Annotated in this window: 6 protein-coding genes; 5 read left to right on the top strand and 1 reads right to left on the bottom strand. The window is 54.3% G+C overall.

What is annotated here, in order from left to right; genetic code table 11:
- The first annotated feature begins 1,035 nt into the window (after nucleotides 1-1,035).
- From ACX9GT_RS20500 to ACX9GT_RS20480, 5 genes are all read left to right on the top strand, one after another.
- On the top strand, nucleotides 1,036-11,262 hold the full coding sequence (locus tag ACX9GT_RS20500; RefSeq protein WP_473188473.1) for an Ig-like domain-containing protein: 10,227 nt from the start codon (nucleotides 1,036-1,038) through the stop codon (nucleotides 11,260-11,262).
- A gap of 239 nt (nucleotides 11,263-11,501) precedes the next feature.
- Entirely contained in the window at nucleotides 11,502-12,431 is a 930-nt protein-coding gene (locus ACX9GT_RS20495; protein WP_473188472.1) for an OmpA family protein, read from the top strand.
- A gap of 309 nt (nucleotides 12,432-12,740) precedes the next feature.
- Nucleotides 12,741-15,029 (top strand): type I secretion system permease/ATPase, encoded by a 2,289-nt coding sequence (locus tag ACX9GT_RS20490; RefSeq protein WP_473188471.1) that lies wholly within the window; start codon nucleotides 12,741-12,743, stop codon nucleotides 15,027-15,029.
- Between the two features lie 2 nt (nucleotides 15,030-15,031).
- Nucleotides 15,032-16,339 carry an HlyD family type I secretion periplasmic adaptor subunit gene (locus tag ACX9GT_RS20485; protein WP_473188470.1) on the top strand — a complete coding sequence of 436 codons (1,308 nt, stop codon included), beginning with the start codon at nucleotides 15,032-15,034 and terminating at the stop codon, nucleotides 16,337-16,339.
- 180 nt (nucleotides 16,340-16,519) lie between these two features.
- Nucleotides 16,520-17,440: a LysR substrate-binding domain-containing protein gene (locus ACX9GT_RS20480; protein ID WP_473188469.1), complete on the top strand. Its 921-nt coding sequence runs from the start codon at nucleotides 16,520-16,522 to the stop codon at nucleotides 17,438-17,440.
- A gap of 80 nt (nucleotides 17,441-17,520) precedes the next feature.
- Here ACX9GT_RS20480 and ACX9GT_RS20475 read toward each other — a convergent pair whose 3' ends face one another.
- Nucleotides 17,521-18,504 carry a fimbrial protein gene (locus ACX9GT_RS20475; RefSeq protein WP_473188468.1) on the bottom strand — a complete coding sequence of 328 codons (984 nt, stop codon included), beginning with the start codon at nucleotides 18,502-18,504 and terminating at the stop codon, nucleotides 17,521-17,523.
- Nucleotides 18,505-18,663 lie beyond the last annotated feature (159 nt).

The raw sequence follows: 18,663 nt of genomic DNA, 5'->3' as shown, positions 1-18,663 counted from the left end.
GATCTCTTAGTTAGAGCGTGGATAAGCCCATGTAGTGATACATTAAGCGGATTCTGAGAGTAATATACTGATACATATAAGAAAATGGTTATTGAGCTGAAAAAGTATAAGGAATTGTCTGACATAAGCAAAAGGCTGTGGTTTTTATGGTCTATTTTCCACATCTACTTTTAGTCCTGGTTGTCACATCTTTTGGGTTTTAATCTAATATACTGATATATATTGTTTTTATCCCTCCCGTTTATGAAGGGGAGGTCTATGGTTTTTATAGCTCAATCCTCCTATTTCTCTCACCTTTCTTGGTTTAAAGTTCTGTTAAAAACATTGTCATCAGTCATTAATGTAATAAATTTCATTATAAATAGTGTTTTATAAATTAAATTTGATTTAAATTGATTCTTTTTAGATTTTTATGTTGTATCTTTTGATTTCAATTTCTAAGAATGTTTTCTATACACTGCTTGTGTAAGATATTTCTTATCAACACGGGGCAAGCAATTAGAGTTTTCGCTTTTCGCTGTGAGTCACTGACTAATAGTGTGTTGGTAACAAGGTAAGTAGTTAGGGTTCTCATGACCGTTGAGCTGAGTATTCTGCGTTTTTAATGGATTTTTTTCGTTACGCTAAAGGTCATCATGAGTTATCCGTACTTTTGCGACATTGATTGTCAAATAAGAGTTAATTCAAACATGGAAGTAATGAGCGGACCCACCATAGTTTTATATGAAAATTCAATTCACCTGCCGAGGGATAAGCTTGAGTTGCCTAGCCCTTAAACTTGCCAATGCATCATATGCATAGGTGATAGGGGCGGTGTTTGATAGGTATTTCAGAGTTTATTGGAGCTTATATTTAGTTATATGGCTTCAAGGCTTTTACTGGTTTTTATTTCACTGTACCTCTGAGATATTTTTATTATCTATCGAATCAACCTCAATGTAATTATTTCTCTTCCCATTTATGGGTGCATTTCATTTTAAATAAAATGCAGTTCTCTTTGCATTTAATCATGTGACATTTGGAGTTACGAAAAAGATGAGTAAGACCATCGTTTTAGCAGTTAATAGTGGTGAAGGAAAAACCCGGTTATTGACTGCAAATGCCAACAAAGCCGTTAAAGTTAAACTGATCGAAGGTAACAAGTACCTGTTGAAAAACTTGGGTAACGACTTTGCGCCTGAAAATGTGACATTGGTGCGTGCTGGCAAAAACTTGCTTGTCTTGCAGGAAGGTGACGACCAACCTAGCATCATTATTGAGGATTACTTTAATGGTGATGCCAACAACCCGGTACTGCTGGGGATGGCCGAAGATGGGCAACTGTATGCCTATGTACCGTTATCTGGTGAAGGCTACGAAAGTGGTTATCTGGTCAGTGAAGGTGAGTTCTCTCCTGTGGCGTTGGGCGGCCCATCGCTGGGCAGTGGTAACGGCATTTTTGTTTCTTCAGATGACGATCATAACGCCTTGTTTGGCCTGCTCGGTTGGGTCGCTGCGGCGACGGCGATCGGCGCTGGTGCCGCTATTGCCAACCATAACAGTAACAATCGTGACAACAACCCGGCTGACACCACCCCACCGGCCAAACCCGCTATCGGCGAGGCGCTGGACCAGAAGGGCGCTATCACCGGCGTGATTCAGAACGGCAGCGTCACCGATGAAACCCGTCCTGTCCTGAGTGGTCAGGGCACCCCTGGCGACACCATCACCCTGTATGACAACGGCCAGGCCATCGGCAGCACCGTCATTGATGGCAACGGCCACTGGACATTGACCCCTGACACCGATCTGGGCGAAGGCTCGCACCAGTTGGTGATCACCGAGACCGATCCGGCGGGTAATGTCAGTTCTCCGTCCGACTCTCTGAATTTCAACGTCGATACCACCCCTCCGGATGCACCGGGCCTCCAGCATGTCATGGATAAAGTCGGCGACACCGTGGGTGAAATTACAGCCGGCGGCATGACCGACGATCCGCGTCCTGAACTGAGCGGCAGCGGCGAAGCTGGCAGCACCGTCACCATTTATGATAATGGCACCGTGATTGGTGAAACCGAAGTCAACGAAGATGGCCGCTGGTCCTTCAAACCCGACACCGACCTGACCGACGGCAGCCACACCCTCACCGTTTCCCAGACCGATCCGGCGGGCAACCAGAGCGAACCGTCGGGCGGTTTGACCTTCACGGTCGATACCCAGGCTCCTTCCCAGCCGTCTATCGGCAGCATGCTTGACAACACCGGCAGCGTCACCGGCCCGTTGACCAACGGCAGCGTGACGGATGAAACCCAGCCACAGCTAAACGGCGTGGGTGAGCCGGGTAACGTCATTATTATCACGGATAACGGCAAGCCGCTGGGCTCTACCGTGGTCGACGATCAGGGCAACTGGAATTATGTCGTTGACACACCGCTCACTGAGGGCAGCCATCAGCTCGTCGTGACCGAAGTGGATCAGGCCGGCAATAGCAGCGTACCGTCCAACCCGATTGAGATCGTGGTCGATACCACCGCTCCGGGCAAACCGGATGTGGCGCAGGCGCAGGATAATACCGGGCCGATCACCGGGCCGATTGTTAACGGCGGCTCCACCGACGAAACCCAGCCTAAACTGAGTGGCGTGGGTGAGCCGGGCAACACGGTCAACATTTATGACGGCGGCGAGAAAATCGGCTCCGTGGTGGTGGGTGACAACGGCAAGTGGAGCTTTACACCAGAGACCCCGTTGGCTGAAACCGATCACAGCATTACCGTGACTGAAACCGACCCGGCCGGCAATGAAAGTGCGCCGTCCGAGTCATTGAACTTTACCGTCGATACTACCGCATCGCCGGAAGGGCCGGATCATCTGGCCATTACCGCGGTGGAAGACCGCGTGGGCGATCGCCAGGGTACCGTGGATAACGGCGCGGTGACCGACGACAGCCAGCCGCTGATTAGCGGTATCGGCACCGCCGGTGATACCGTGTTTGTTTACACCACCGACAGCGCCGGTCAGCATCTGATTGGCAGCGCCGTGGTGCAGCAGGACGGCAAATGGAGCATGACGCCTGAGCTGCCGCTGCTGGAAGGCGACAACCACCTGGCGATCATGGCTCAGGATCCGGCGGGCAACCGTACCGGCCTCTCTTCACCGAGCTATGACATCAGCCTGTTTATTCCTGTCTCCTCCGAACCGGCGATCACCAGCGTGGTGGACAACGCCGAACCGCACGTCGGCGCACTGCAGAAGGGCGATGTCACCAACGACACGACCCCGACCCTGAGCGGCACCGCCGAAGCGGGCAGCACAGTGATCATTTCTGACAACGGTCAAGTGCTCGGTTCAGTCACCGCGGACGCCAACGGCAAGTGGAGCTTCACGCCGGAAACCGCGTTGAAAGACGGCAGCCACAGCCTGAATATCACCGCGACCGACGCGGCGGGCAACGTCAGCGCGCCAAGCGGCAGCTTCGGGATTGTCATTGATACCGTGGCCCCGGCGGCACCGGGTGAAGTGATCATCACCGACAACGTGGGTGAGAAGACCGGGGAAGTGAAGCCGGGCGAGACCACCGATGACCGCTCACCAACCCTGAGCGGGAAAGGTGAGCCGGGCGACACCATCACGGTGATCGACAACGGCAACGTGATCGGCAGCAGCGTGATCGACGAGAACGGCAACTGGACGTTCACCCCGAGTGAGCCACTGGACAACGGCGAGCATAATCTGAGCACCACCGTGACCGATCCGGCCGGCAACGTGAGCGAGCCCAGCCCGGGCGTGAACATCGTGGTGGACGACACCCCGGTCTTGGTTCAGCTGGGCTCCGTCAACGACAACGTGGGGCCGAATACCGGTAACCTGCAACCGGGCGATGTGACGGACGATGCACGTCCGGAACTGAACGGCAGCGGCAAGCCGGGCAGCGTGGTGACCGTGAAAGACGGTGACACCGTGCTGGGCAGCACCACCGTGAACCCGGATGGCAGTTGGACCTTTACGCCAGAGACCGACCTGGGCGACGGCAACCACAGCCTGACCGTGACCGCAGAAGATGCGGCGGGCAACAGTGTGACCTCCCCGGCGTTTGAGCTGAAGGTGGACACCGAAGCGCCAGCACAGCCGGTGATCGGCGGGGCGATAGACGACGTGGGCGACGTGCGCGGGCCATTGAGCAGCGGCAGCGTGACCGACGACGCCAACCCGACTTTCAACGGCACAGCGGAGCCGGGCAGCGTCATCAAGGTGTACGACAACGACAAGCTGTTGGGCTCGGTCACGACCGACAACAACGGAGCCTGGACGTTTACCCCGACCACCCCTCTGGTGGAAGGTGAACACAGCATCACCACCACGGCGACGGACACCGCAGGCAACACCAGCGCACCATCCGAGTCGTTCGACCTGACCACCGACTACACCGCGTCACCGACCGGGCCAGAGTTCCTGGCGATCACCGGCGTGGAAGACCGCGTGGGCAGCGAGCAGGGCACCATTGTGTCTGGCGGCATTACCGACGACAGCCAGCCGTTGATCAGCGGTATCGGCACCGCCGGTGACACCATCATCGTGTACGCGGCCGATGCCGCAGGCAATCACCCGATTGGCAGCACCACCGTGCAGGCCAATGGCACCTGGTCACTGACGCCAACCACGCCACTGCTGGAAGGCAACAACCAGCTGACCATCGTGGCGGTCGACGCGGCAGGCAACAAGACCACGCCAAGTACCCCGTCGTATGACCTCAAGATCGACATCACCGTGCCGACGCAGCCGGCGATCACCAGCGTGGTGGACAACGCCGAGCCGCATGTTGGGCCTTTGCAGAAGGGCGATGTCACCAACGACACGACCCCGACCCTGAGCGGCACTGCCGAAGCGGGCAGCACAGTGATCATTTCTGACAACGGTCAAGTGATCGGTTCAGTCACCGCTGATGCCAACGGCAAGTGGAGCTTCACGCCGGAAACGGCGCTGAAAGACGGCAGCCACAGCCTGAACATCACTGCCACCGATGCGGCGGGTAACGTCAGCGCGCCAAGCGGCAGCTTCGGGATTGTCATTGATACCGTGGCCCCGGCGGCACCGGGTGAAGTGATCATCACCGACAACGTGGGTGAGAAGACCGGTGAAGTGAAGCCGGGCGAGACTACCGACGATCGTTCCCCGACCCTGAGCGGGAAAGGTGAGCCGGGCGACACCATCACGGTGATCGACAACGGCAACGTGATCGGCAGCAGCGTGATCGACGAGAACGGCAACTGGACGTTCACCCCGAGTGAGCCACTGGACAACGGCGAGCATAATCTGAGCACCACCGTGACCGATCCGGCCGGCAACGTGAGCGAGCCCAGCCCGGGCGTGAACATCGTGGTGGACGATACCCCGGTGCTGGTACAACTGGGCTCCGTCAACGACAACGTGGGGCCGAATACCGGCAACCTGCAACCGGGCGATGTGACGGACGATGCACGTCCGGAACTGAACGGCAGCGGCAAGCCGGGCAGCGTGGTGACCGTGAAAGACGGTGACACCGTGCTGGGCAGCACCACCGTGAACCCGGACGGCAGTTGGCGCTTTACGCCAGAGACCGACCTGGGCGACGGCAACCACAGCCTGACCGTGACCGCGGAAGATGCGGCGGGCAACAGTGTGACCTCCCCGGCGTTTGAGCTGAAGGTGGACACCGAAGCGCCAGCACAGCCGGTGATCGGCGGGGCGATAGACGACGTGGGCGACGTGCGCGGGCCATTGAGCAGCGGCAGCGTGACCGACGACGCCAACCCGACCTTCAACGGCACAGCCGAACCGGGCAGCGTCATCAAGGTGTACGACAACGACAAACTGTTGGGCTCGGTCACGACCGACAACAACGGAGCCTGGGCGTTTACCCCGACCACCCCCCTGGTGGAAGGTGAACACAGCATCACCACCACGGCGACGGACACCGCAGGTAACACCAGCGCACCATCCGCGCCGTTCGATCTGACCACCGACTACTCTGCACCGGACGCCAGCAAAGTGGCGATCACCGGGGTGGACGATGCCGTAGGTGCAATAAAAGGCAATGTGGCGGTGGGCGGTACAACCGACGACAACCAGCCAACCCTCCACGGCACCGGGGCTGAAACCGGTAACACCATTACGGTGTACAACGGCACTACCGTGATCGGTACTGCGACGGTCCAGGCAGATGGCTCCTGGTCACTGAAACCGACCCTGCCACTGGCAGACGGTCTGTATGCCCTGACCGCGAAGGAAACCGACCCGGTGGGTAACACCACCGTGGCATCACCAGAGTATGGCTTTGCGGTGATCACCCAAGCGCCTGCGGCCCCGGTGATCGGCTCGGTGGAAGACGATGTGGCCCCGCATACCGGTGCGTTGCAGAAGGGCGATATCACTAACGACAACACCCCGACCTTGAAGGGCACGGCGTTGCCGGGTGGCACCGTGACCGTGTACGACAACGGCACGGCGATCGGCAGCGTCAAGGCGGACAACAACGGCGCGTGGAGCTTTACGCCATCGACCCCACTGGGTGAAGGCAACCACAACCTGACGGCCTCGGTGATGGACAGCATCGGCCAGGTCAGCCCGAGTACCGGTGATTTCGGTATCGTGGTTGACACCCTGCCTCCAGCGCCAGTAACCGATCTGGTGGTGACCGATGACTTTGGCAATGTGAAGGGCCCACTGACGGCGGGCAGCATCACCGACGACAACACGCCAACCTTCAGCGGCAAGGCCGAAGCAGGCAGCGTGGTCAAGGTACTGGATAACGGCAACGTGATCGGCAGTACCACCACGGATGTGAACGGCAACTGGAGCCTGACGCCAAGCACCCCGCTGAGCAACGGCGAGCATGACTTCACCACCACGGTCACCGACAAGGCAGGTAACACCAGCGGCGAAGGTGAGCATCTGGCGGTCACGGTAGATGTGGATCCGGGCCAGGTGCAACTGATCGGGCTGGCGGATGACGTGGGCAGCGTGCAGGGCAACATCGTGCAGAACGGCGTGACGGACGACACCCGTCCGACGCTGAACGGCACGGCGAAGGCCGGCAGCGTGGTGACGGTGAGCGACGGCAGCAATGTGCTGGGCAGCGTGACGGCGGACGGCAGCGGCAACTGGAGTTTCACGCCAACCACCGATCTGGGTCAGGGTGCACACAGCCTGAACGCCAGCGCCAAAGATCCGGCGGGCAGCATCAGCACCAGCGGCAACTGGGCGTTTACGGTGGATTCGGTCGCCCCTGTTGCACCGACCATTGATTCGGCGGTCGACGATGTGGGCAGCGTGCAGCCACAAAACATGACCAGCGGCAGTGCGACGGACGATCCGACGCCAACGCTGTCGGGCCGTGCGGAAGCCAACAGTATCGTGAAGGTCTATGACCAGAACGGGCTGCTGGGCTCGGCGCAGACCGACGCTACCGGCCAGTGGAGCTTTACCCCGACCACACCATTGTCGGAAGGTGAGCATCGCTTTACGGTTACGGCGACGGACAAGGCGGGTAACATCAGTGCACCGTCCAACACCTTTACCCTGACGCTGGACTTCACACCACCGGATGCCAGCAAAGTGGCGATCACCGGGGTAGAAGATGCGGTGGGTAATGTACAGGGACCGGTTGTCTCTGGGGGCGTAACGGACGATACGCGTCCGACTATCAATGGCACCGGGGCGGAAGTGGGCAACACCATTACGGTGTACAACGGCACCACCGTGATCGGCACCGCGACGGTACAGGCAAACGGCACCTGGTCATTGCAACCGACCCAGTTACTGGCTGATGGGACGTACCAGTTGACCGCCAAGGAAACCGATGCGGTAGGTAATACGAGCCTAGGCAGCAATGCATGGACACTGGTTGTTGACACGGCGATTTCGGATGCAGCTATCGCGATTACGTCGATCAGTGATGACCTGGGGGTCAGTAACTCTGACTTTAACACCAGCGATACCACGCTGTTGGTTAACGGTACGCTGAACAAAGCGCTGCTGGCCGATGAGTGGGTCGAAGTCAGTGTGGATGGTGGCAAGACCTGGACCAAGGCGGCCAGCACCACGGCCAGCAACTGGACGGTGGATCTGCAAAGCCAACCGCTGAGTTCGGGTAACTACACCATCGATGCGCGGGTGGTTGATCAGGCAGGCAATATCGGCAGCACCGATGCGCATGCACTGACCATCGCTACCAGCGGGCCGAACCTGAATGGCTTGACCACCACTACGGGGATCACTACCGATACCAGCAATGGTCTGGTGAATGGCGATCTGTTCAGCCACAGTGCGACGGCAACCAACAACGATATGGTCACCCGTGACCGTACCGTAACGTTGAACGGCAACCTGAGTACTGCGCTGCAAACTAACCAGTATCTGCAGATCTCGCTGGACAACGGTATCACCTGGAAAACGCTGCTGTCACAAAGCGGAAGCCAGTGGAATTACACGCTGGACGCGGTCACGCAGAGCACCACGGTGGATTACCAACTGCGGGTGATTGATTCTGCCGGTAACCTGGGGACCAACACCAATTTTGCCAACAGTTATCAGGTGGTGATCGATCTGGAAGCACCGGACAGCATTCTCGGCGCACCAGACGTGCCGCAGATTGTGGATAACAGCACTGCATTTACCTTCAATAGCAGTACCTACGGCAGGGTTGAGGCCGGGGCAATTGTTTCACTGGTGAGTGATGTTAATGGCAATGGTACTTATCAGGAAGGTCTGGATCAGGTTATCGGGTTTGCCAAGGCGGATGAGAATGGGAACTGGGTGCTGAATACTACGATGCCTGCTGGCGCGCATAACATCGCGTTTATGGTGTGGGATGAGGCGGGTAACCGTTCAGCCATGAGTTCCTCCACCAGCATTGGGGTCACCGATGGTAGCGGCAGTACGCTGATTCAACAGTCGTGGGGCGGCACGACCGATGCAGAAGGCTATGGCCTGAACGCGGCGGCAGTGACCATCAGCCAGGACGGGTTGTGGTCGTTCTTCCAAAGCGTGCGTGGCACTTCAGGGACAACGACGGCGAACGCCGGGCGTGTCTATAACGCCACCTCGCAGGAGGATTACACCTCGACGTATCTGGCACAGCCATCTAACGTTACCGAAGGCTCTTATGGCCGCTTTATCAACTCGGCCACCTTTGCGGATATCAACCGCGATGGTCTGACCGATGTGATGTCGCAGGTCAGCTCTTATGGTAACGGGGGGCGTACTGCTTACTGGATGCAGAATGCCAATGGCAGCTACACGGCGCAGGCGCTGGATCAGGGCACCCTGAACCACCTGGGGGGCGCGATTGCCTATGACCGTGAGGGTGATGGCTATCTGGACTTCGTGTTGGCCGACTCAGAGTCGGACTCCATTTCGTTTATCAAGAACGTCAATGGGACGCTGACCTACGAGAATGGTACGTACACGAGTGGTGGCACTGCACCTAATGGGCACCCTGGTGGGGTCATTCCTGCCGCGTTGAGCGTGTTGCACGAAGTGGGGGCGGTCGATATCGACAACAACGGCACGGTGGATATCACTGCGCACATCGATTACAACGGCGCGGGTGTCTACGCTGGCAACGGTTCACGTGGGCTGGGGATACTCTACAACCAGACCAACGGCACCACCTCGACCACCTTTGGTCAGGTGGGCTATTACGCCAACGTGTTCCGCAGTGACGGTGCAGATGATTACGGCAACCTGTCGATCTCGATGACCTATGCCGACTACAACGGGGATGGCTGGCTGGATCTGTTCCTGAGCCGCGGGGCGAAAAATGCGGCGGACGGTAACGAAAGCCGTATCTACCTGAACGACAAGACCGGCAAGCTGATGGCCACCGATGCGCAGGCGCTGTGGTTCGGTGACAGCCTGGATGGCGGAACGTCGCTGGCGGTGGACTGGAACCACGACGGCAAGATGGACATCATCGAAGTGCCACGCTCCGGTGTGACCGGCAGCCCGACGCTGTACCTGAACCAGGGTAACAATGTCTGGGGAACCAATGCGGTCAAGCTGACCAGCGGAACCTACAACAACCTGACGGGGGCGGTAGCGCTGGACTACGACTGGGACGGCTCGATGGACCTGGTGCTGTACCGCTCCGGCGCTGACGCCGCGGTGGTGTCTGGCGATGCGTCTGCACCAACGTTGCTGGTGAAAAACACCAACATCGCGGCAGACGGGACCAGCCTGCAGATCCGTATTGTTGACGGCAACGGCATCAATACCTTCTACAGCAACACCGTCAAGCTGTATGACTCGCAGGGTAACCTGGTGGCGACGCAGCTGATTAACCCGCAGGCGTCCGGCTCCAGCAACAGCATGGGCCTGGTGAGCTTCTTCGGGTTGAACCCGGACGAAGTGTACTCGGTACAGCTGCTGCGCATCACCAACGGTACGGCTAACCACGTCGGAGCCTTTGCCGGTGAGCAGGGTGGCAACATCAACACCACGGTGAATGAAAACTGGGGTGGGTTGACGACCGGCAAGGCGCATGATGCTTATGTGCTGACGGCGGAAAACACCAACGATGCCAACAATACCATCGGCACCGGCGGGATCATCGGCACCGGGTATAACGACACCTTCTTCGGTTCAGCGGGTGACGATACCTACACCGGGGGTGGCGGCTGGAACCAGGTGGTGAGTGGTCAGGCGGTCTGGAGTGCCTCTGCGGGCATGGACATCGTCGATTACAGCCGTTCATCAGGTGCCATTACGGCCAACCTGTGGACGGGGACCGCGACGGGCCAGGGTAACGACAAGCTGGTCAGTATCGAAGGCTTGATCGGCAGCAATCAGGGCGACACCTTCACCGATAACTCGGCAAACAACCTGTTTGAAGGCCGGGGTGGCGATGATACGTTCTACCTGACTAACGGGGGCAACGACACGCTGATGTATAACGTGTTGGCGGGTATGGCGAATGACGGGACGGGCGGTAACGGTCACGACACGGTCCATGGTTTCCACGTTGGCAACGTCGTCACTGACAAAGACGCCGACCTGATCGACCTGAGCGATCTGCTGGACTACAACGGCCCGATCTCCTTCTTCCAGGATGATGGCAAGATGGAGCTGGACTACTCTTCCCAAGGTATTCTCAAGTACCTGAAGGTGGAGACTTCCGGCAGCGATACGGTGATCAGCATCGACCGTGATGGCCAGGGCGGGCAGTATGCCTTTAGCAGCGTAGTGACGTTATCAAACGTGCATACCGATCTGGAAACGTTATTGCAGAATAACCAAATCATTGTTTAACCGGTAACGGAGCCCACGGTTTAAATACCGTGGGTTATTTCCCTCTAGCACTGGACTTCGGTGTTAGCTGTTGGGGAAAAACGGGAAAACAGAGGGGTATTTCAATCCTGTGTAACAAACAGAAATAAATAAATCTTTAGTGACCGCTAGCCTGGCTTCCCTTCTGATATAGGCGAAGGGATAACAGCGGCAATACGGTAATTAATGGATGAATACGGTAATTTTGGAGTTATTTAATAATGAAAGTTGTTCGTCATGGATGTAAATCAGTCAATATTTTGTTGACTGCTTTGGTGCTTGGGTTGTTTTCTTTTACCGCGATGGCGGAACAGACATTAGGGCGCTCTGGGCCAGAAGTGTCGCTTGTTTCTGACTCATCCAGTGCCAATACCCGTCATTCGGCTGTCAACTATCGGCCGGTTGCTGATGTTGTTTCAGAACTGGCGCAAGTGGTGTTTTACTACCCGCAAGGGGAATTGCCCGCCGCTATTTACGTGGATCGTGAATTACAATCAGCGCTACTGCCCGGCGAATTTAGCGTGTTTTGCGTTGCGCCAGGGGCACATGCTGTTGAATCTTACTTCAACGATCAGCCTACGTATCAAGGGAAACAAAACCCAACTCATCAGTTGGGGATGAAGGCGGGGAAGACTTACTTCCTGCAAGTTAACCCCGGTTCGAAAGGGACCACGACCGCACTGGCCGATCGTGCCAGTGCAGAGCGTGCGCTGAACACCCTGCGCAAGCAGACACGTATTGTTAACCGATCTTCACAAGTGAAACCGTGCGAATACGTTAAGGGTAGTGATATCGCGTTGATCCAGGAAAGTGTGTTGTTCCCGTTTGGCCAGAGCGATGCCAGGGCAATCTTGCCTGAGTCTCGAGCTAAGCTGCGTACTGTGATTGATATTATCAAGCAGGGGCCTGGTGCCACAGAAATCGAATTGCGCGGTTACACGGATGCGATTGGTCACCCTGAATCTAATCTGCGTCTTTCTGAGGCTAGAGCCCAGGCAGTACGTAACCTGTTGATTCAAGCTGGGGTGGAATCCTCCAACATTACGGCTACCGAAGGAATGGGCATCGCAGAGAGTGCTGAAGGATGTGTGGAAGGTCAGGCTGCGGGGTGTAATATTAATAGTCGGCGTGTCGATATCGTCGTCAGATAACGATAGTTAAGCCACACACAGAGTATGCAACGTAAAATGGGCTACAATAATAGGTGGCCCATTTTATTTGCTATGGATTTTATTCACGATATTTTAAATTCCCCAGCTATCTGCTGAAATTTTTGAGTTTACAGTTATGAGTGCTCTACTTTTAATATAATAGAGTTTAAGGGTATTCATTTGTTTTCACGAGGGTTTATTCTGGCGGCGAATCGCTGATTGCTTGCGGGGTTTTATTTCCTTTGCTACGCTTCATTATAATCAATCTAACCAATAAGAGTAGGTTCTCTATGAAATCAGAGAATGGCTATGAGTGAGAATATAACTCCTCCTCCAGTCTTAGAACCCACCGATTTTGATAATGTTGAAGATAATAGCAAAGATTCATTGCTGTGGGCGGTTGAATGGTTATGTCGATATCATAATAAAGTTGCCAGTAAAGAGGTCTTATACGCAGGATTACCGCGTAGTGAAAAGCTGACACCGGAACTGGCCTTGCGGATGCTGGATCAAGTTGGTCTTTCTGGCGGATGGATAAAACGAGATCTGGCCAAGATCTCTTCTTATCTTTTGCCTTTGGTGCTGGCTTACAACGATGGCAGCTATAGCGTCATTACTTCACGTACGGGCAAACGTGGTGACATGAAGTACCAGGTCGTGGTGCCGGAAAGTGGTGGCGCTCTCCAGATGTCGGAAGACGAACTGGCGGCCAATTATAGTGGGTACGCCATGTTGGCGAACCCAAAGCCCAAACTGGATAAGCGTACAGACGATGAAATACTGCCTGAAGCGAACCGCGAAGGGCACTGGTTGTTTTCTACGCTGTGGCGTTATCGTCACTACTTCTATAGCGCCGCAATGGCCGCTTTGTTGGCCAATATTCTGACCCTGGCCAGTACGTTTTTCACCATGAACGTCTACGATCGCGTGATCCCGACTCAGGCTTACGTCACCTTATGGTCGCTGGCGATCGGTGTATTGATTGCTATCGTATTTGAATTCATCTCGCGGCAGGTTCGTACTTACCTGATTGATGTTGCCGGTAAGAAAGCCGACTTGATTCTGGGTGCCAAATTGTTCCGCCAGGTCATGGCAATGCGTATGGAGAGCAAGCCGCAGTCAACGGGCTCTTTTGCTAACCAATTGCGAGACTTTGAAGCTGTTCGTGATTTTGTGACATCAGCGACGCTATCGACGCTGTCAGACCTGCCTTTCTGTATCCTGTTTATGCTGATCATCTATCTGATCGGCGGGCAATTGGCTATCGTTCCGTTGATCGCCATCCCGATTATTCTGCTGGTAAGCGTGTGTATCCAATGGCCACTCAGCCGCTATATGGGGGAAAACATTCGTGAGATCTCCCAGAAGCAGGGATTGTTGATTGAAGCCATCGAAGGGCTTGAAGCGTTGAAAGCGGCCCGGGGTGAAGGCGTGATGCAAAAGCGCTGGGATGATTTCAGCGCCCTGGCTGCGGCTTCTTCCATGAAGACCCGTTATCTCTCTTCCTTGACGTCTAACTTCGTCAGCTTTATGCAGCAGGTGACCACCGTGGTGATTGTGGTCTTCGGGGTTTATCTGATCCACGCGGGCGAGTTGACCATGGGCTCGATGATCGGGGTGGTGATCTTGTCCGGCCGCTCGCTGGGGCCACTGGCTTCGGTCGTGGCGCTGGCCCTGCGTTACCAGCATGCTAAAACCGCGTTGAAATCGCTGAATCAGTTGATGGAGTTACCGACGGAGCGCGATGCTGCGATTAACTATTTACCGACGCCAAATTTCACTGGGAATCTGCAACTGAGAAAAGTGGGGTTTGCCTATCCGGTGCCGGGGGTCATGGTTCCGCCTTCAATCCTGGATAACGTCAATATCAGTATTCGGGCGGGGGAACGGGTGGCGATCATTGGCAGCATTGGCAGTGGAAAATCGACGTTGTTACGGGTGATGGGGCGCCTGCTGCAACCTCGGAGCGGCCAGATTACGATTGATGGCGTTGATGCGACGCAGGTGGATCCGGCTGATTGGCGAGCGGCGGTGGGGTACGTCGGCCAGGACTGTCGCTTGTTCCACGGAACCTTGCGCTATAACGTGACCATTGGCAACCCGGGTGCCAATACCGAAGAATTTCTGCGCGTTGCGGGGATGACGGGCCTGGATCGGATTGCGGCCAGGCATCCGCTGGGTTATGACATGCCGGTAGGGGAGATGGGTAACGCGCTGTCCGGTGGGCAGAAACAGTTGGTTGCTCTGGCGCGCTGCCTGCTACTGCGGCCCAAAATTCTGTTGATGGATGAACCGACCAGCTCGATGGATGCGATGACGGAAACGCTGTTTATCCGTCAGTTGCAAAAAGCGATAGAAGGGCAGACGTTGGTGATTGTGACCCACCGTATGTCGGTATTGAATATTTTTGAACGGTTGATTGTGCTTGATGATGGCCGGGTGATGGCAGATGGCCCTAAAGATCAGGTCATCGCCATGCTTAATGCGAACAGCCAGAAGAAAAGCCAACAGAATGCGCAGATGGACGCTGGGAAAACAGCACCAGCGAAGCCAGATAGCGGCATGACAGCCATCGCCGAACAGAAAAGGGGAGCATAGTGATGAATAAGGATGACCTTAAGGTATCCCCACCACAGCAGGATCGGGCTAAAAAAAATCAGGTCAGCAAAGGCGAAAGTGCCAATGATGGCCCATCGAGCGGCAAAGTTGAAAATGGCGATTTAAATTTTATCAATGAATTGCAAGCGGCGTTGATCTCACAAAAGACGCCGTTCAGCATGATCATGCTCTATACCATTGCACTGGTGGTCGTGGTGGCATTGGTTTGGGCACATTTTGCGCGCGTCGAAGAGATCACGCGTGGAGATGGTAAAATTATCCCAGCCAGCCGTGAGCAGGTCATCCAGAGCCTGGAGGGCGGGATCTTGCAGGAACTGAACGTACACGAAGGCGACGTGGTTGAAAAAGGGCAGGTGCTGCTGAAAATGGATCCAACGCGTGCCGACTCCAGCTACGGTGAATCCCTGTCGAAAGTCTTGGGGCTACAGGCCTCTATAGCTCGGTTGCGTGCACAGGCTTATGGTAAACCGCTGGTATTTCCTCCCGAGGTGCTGGCGGAACCCAGCATCGTGAATGATGAAACCCAAGCCTACAACGCCCAATTGAGAACCCTGAATGAGAGCGTCGATGCGCTGAAGAAAAGCCTGGCACTGGCGGAAAACGAGGTACAGCTTTCAGCGCCATTGGCTAAAAAAGGGCTGGTGTCGGATGTGGAAATCCTGCGTCTGCGCAGGCAGGCGAATGAGTTCCAACTGCAGATTGCCGAACGTACCAACCGTTTCCGATCTGATGCCAACAGCGAACTGAACAAGCTGGAGTCAGAACTGGCTCAGGCTGAAGAAATCCTGCGTGGCCGCGAAGACGTGATGCAGCGCACCACCATTGTTGCCCCGGTGCGCGGAACGGTCAATAACATCCGCATCACCACCCTAGGGGGCGTTATCCAGCAGGGGGCCGAGATCATGACGATTATTCCTCTGGAAGATAACTTGCTGGTTGAGGCGCAGATTAAACCGGCGGACGTGGCATTCATTCACCCAGGCCTGCCCGCCACGGTCAAAATCACCGCTTATGACTATGCCATTTATGGCGGGCTGAGCGGCGTGGTGGAGCATATCAGTTCCGACACCTTGGTTGATGAAGAGAAAGCGCGCTCAGGTCGTGGGGACTCAACCTACTACCGCGTATATGTACGGACTAATCAGGCAGCATTGCATGTCAAGGATAAAACGTTCCCCATCATCCCAGGGATGGTGGCGAATGTTGAGATTCGTACCGGAGAGAAAACGATCCTCTCTTATTTGCTGAAGCCGGTATTAAAAGCACGAGAAGCATTCCGGGAGAGATGAGGGAATCATCGGGGTCTGTGGTGGAGTTCTGGCATGGTTCACATTCATAGCATTGCGCTTGATAAAGCAAAGGAATGCACTATGATCTTTAATATTAAAGAGAGTGTTTAATTTAAAGTTTCGTTGTTCATACAGGCTATATGTTCAATGTTGTTTTTTATAAAACTCCTAGGGTGCATAATGAAAGAACTCCCAAAGATTAATCAACTCAGGAATTTTCAAGCGATTATACGCTATGGGAGTATTAGAACTGCATCGCAGGCTTTGTTTCAGACACAGCCTGCCATGACACGGAGTATTCAGGAGTTAGAAAGAATATTGGGTGTTCCTCTATTGGCCCGTGGGCCACAAGGGATGGTGTTAACCAAAATGGGGCGAATCTTTGAACCCAGGGTTAATATGATTCTTAATGATCTGGAAAGGGCTGTCGATGAATTACACCAAGAGAGTCAATTATCACAAGGCACCGTAGTATTTGGTTGTTCACATTTGCCTGCTTTTAGTATTATGCCTTCCTTAATCAATAAATTTCAAAGTTCACATCCATTCTCCAGTATTACGGTAGTCGAGGGACAGCTTTCTGAATTAATTACCTCTCTACGGCTAGGGCGATTGGACTTTTTTGTCGGCATCGCGTCACCTGAGATATCTATGAATGAGTTTACTGTGGAGTGCTCAATCAATGCAGAGTTTTGTATTATCTCACGCCGTGAACATCCCTTAGTTAAAAGCAACTCATTAAGTCAGTTGCAGGGGGCTAAATGGTACTTCCCTAACTCCAGAACGGGATATTATAAGAATTTAGAAAAATTTATCTTCCCTAAAGGCAAGTCTGAGAGCAATGCTATTATTTACGGTGATTCAATGACCATTGGTGAACAACTGGTTTTAAATGAGGATTATCTGTTCGTTGGCCCTAAAGCGATACTCGAAGTTCCTTATATCAAAGATCTGATATCGGCGATCCCGATCAAAGAGAAACTGCCAGATGCTCTCTATATCGTGATATACAAGCAACAACAAGGTCTGACTCCTTTGGCGAAGTTGTTAATGGAGGAGGTTGCTGCGGAGTGCGCTAAATTTCTTGCTCACAATGTATGAGGGCGTATCAACACAATAATCTGATTCTTTATTGTGCTGATACGTTCTTTCATAGAAAGTTTGTGATGATTTTTCTGTAATTAATAATAGTTAATCAGGAATATTGTTTTGCCATTCGCCTTACCTGGCATGGGTTTCGCTTCGGTTTGAATATAGCGGGCGGCCAATGGAACACGGATTGTCGTACTTCCGTCTTTCGGTAATGTCATCGATTGTTCTGCCGCGAAGTTAAACGGAACAGGAGTTTGGTTGCTCATGCCCCAACCAAGCTGGATACCTACGCCTGATGCAGCCCCAGATACCGTCGAGTCGATAGCCATAATGCCATTGGCGGCATCTTTCACCTCGGTTGTCGGGGTTAGACGCACGCCAATGTTGTTATTGAGTGGCGAGGCGACGATACCTTCTCCTGTCTGGTAGTTCATCATCAACGTCGGATTGCTCGCGTTATAAAAACCGTGGAATACCGGGCAATTGTTCAACGTCACTGATGCATCAACCCAAGGGGTTGTTGAATTGACGCCCTTAAAATGGGGACTTATTTCATAAGACCCCAGAGCAACAGAGACATCTGAAGTGGTACAGGTTTGCGTAGAGATCGTCAAGCTACCCTGAAAACTGATATTAAATGCCGTTAGCGGAAATCCCGTTACGGGTACAGTATCACTGTGGCTGCCTTTCGCTTGTTCGATTGTCGTCTTGACTGTAGGGAAATTTGACGCATTGATCTGATAATTGCCCGGCACCATCGGGCCGGTTTTAACCAGCGCTAAATAACGTGTTGCTCCAATTATATTAACAGCACCCGCGAGCGATGGCCCCTTCGTTGAGATATAGGCATCACCACCAAGAGGTGTCGTTTGTGATAGCGGTGCGCCAGTGCTGTATAAAATGGCCACGCCAACACCCGGAATGTTGGTATTATAGACCGCGCCAGCCAATGGACCTGTCAGCAGATTACTGAGTGGGAGAGGGGCACTTTCGATAATCGTGGCGCCTCGGTACCAAATCGATTTATCCTGATCCGCCGCCGCCCAAGAGCATTCTAGGACTGTGTTTTTCATAATCCAACTGCCCTGGTAGAACACTGTCCCCACAGGGATATCGGCACCTGCTGAAATTATGGGTGGGCTCAACGGCACAGATTCTGTTTGTGTCACACCAGGCCCAAACCAACAATTCGCATCGGCCCAACTACTGTGGCTGGTTGCGGTTAATAGGAA

The sequence above is a fragment of the Serratia sp. YWN4 genome (assembly GCF_055790845.1).
This window is presented reverse-complemented; position numbering and strand designations above follow the sequence as displayed.

What these genes read in the sequence shown, in the direction of transcription:
- ACX9GT_RS20500 (WP_473188473.1), top strand. Translation starts at nt 1,036, where the DNA reads ATGAGTAAGACCATCGTTTTAGCAGTTAATAGTGGTGAAGGAAAAACC.
- ACX9GT_RS20495 (WP_473188472.1), top strand. Translation starts at nt 11,502, where the DNA reads ATGAAAGTTGTTCGTCATGGATGTAAATCAGTCAATATTTTGTTGACT.
- ACX9GT_RS20490 (WP_473188471.1), top strand. Translation starts at nt 12,741, where the DNA reads ATGAGTGAGAATATAACTCCTCCTCCAGTCTTAGAACCCACCGATTTT.
- ACX9GT_RS20485 (WP_473188470.1), top strand. Translation starts at nt 15,032, where the DNA reads ATGAATAAGGATGACCTTAAGGTATCCCCACCACAGCAGGATCGGGCT.
- ACX9GT_RS20480 (WP_473188469.1), top strand. Translation starts at nt 16,520, where the DNA reads ATGAAAGAACTCCCAAAGATTAATCAACTCAGGAATTTTCAAGCGATT.
- ACX9GT_RS20475 (WP_473188468.1), bottom strand. Translation starts at nt 18,504, where the DNA reads ATGAAAAACACAGTCCTAGAATGCTCTTGGGCGGCGGCGGATCAGGAT.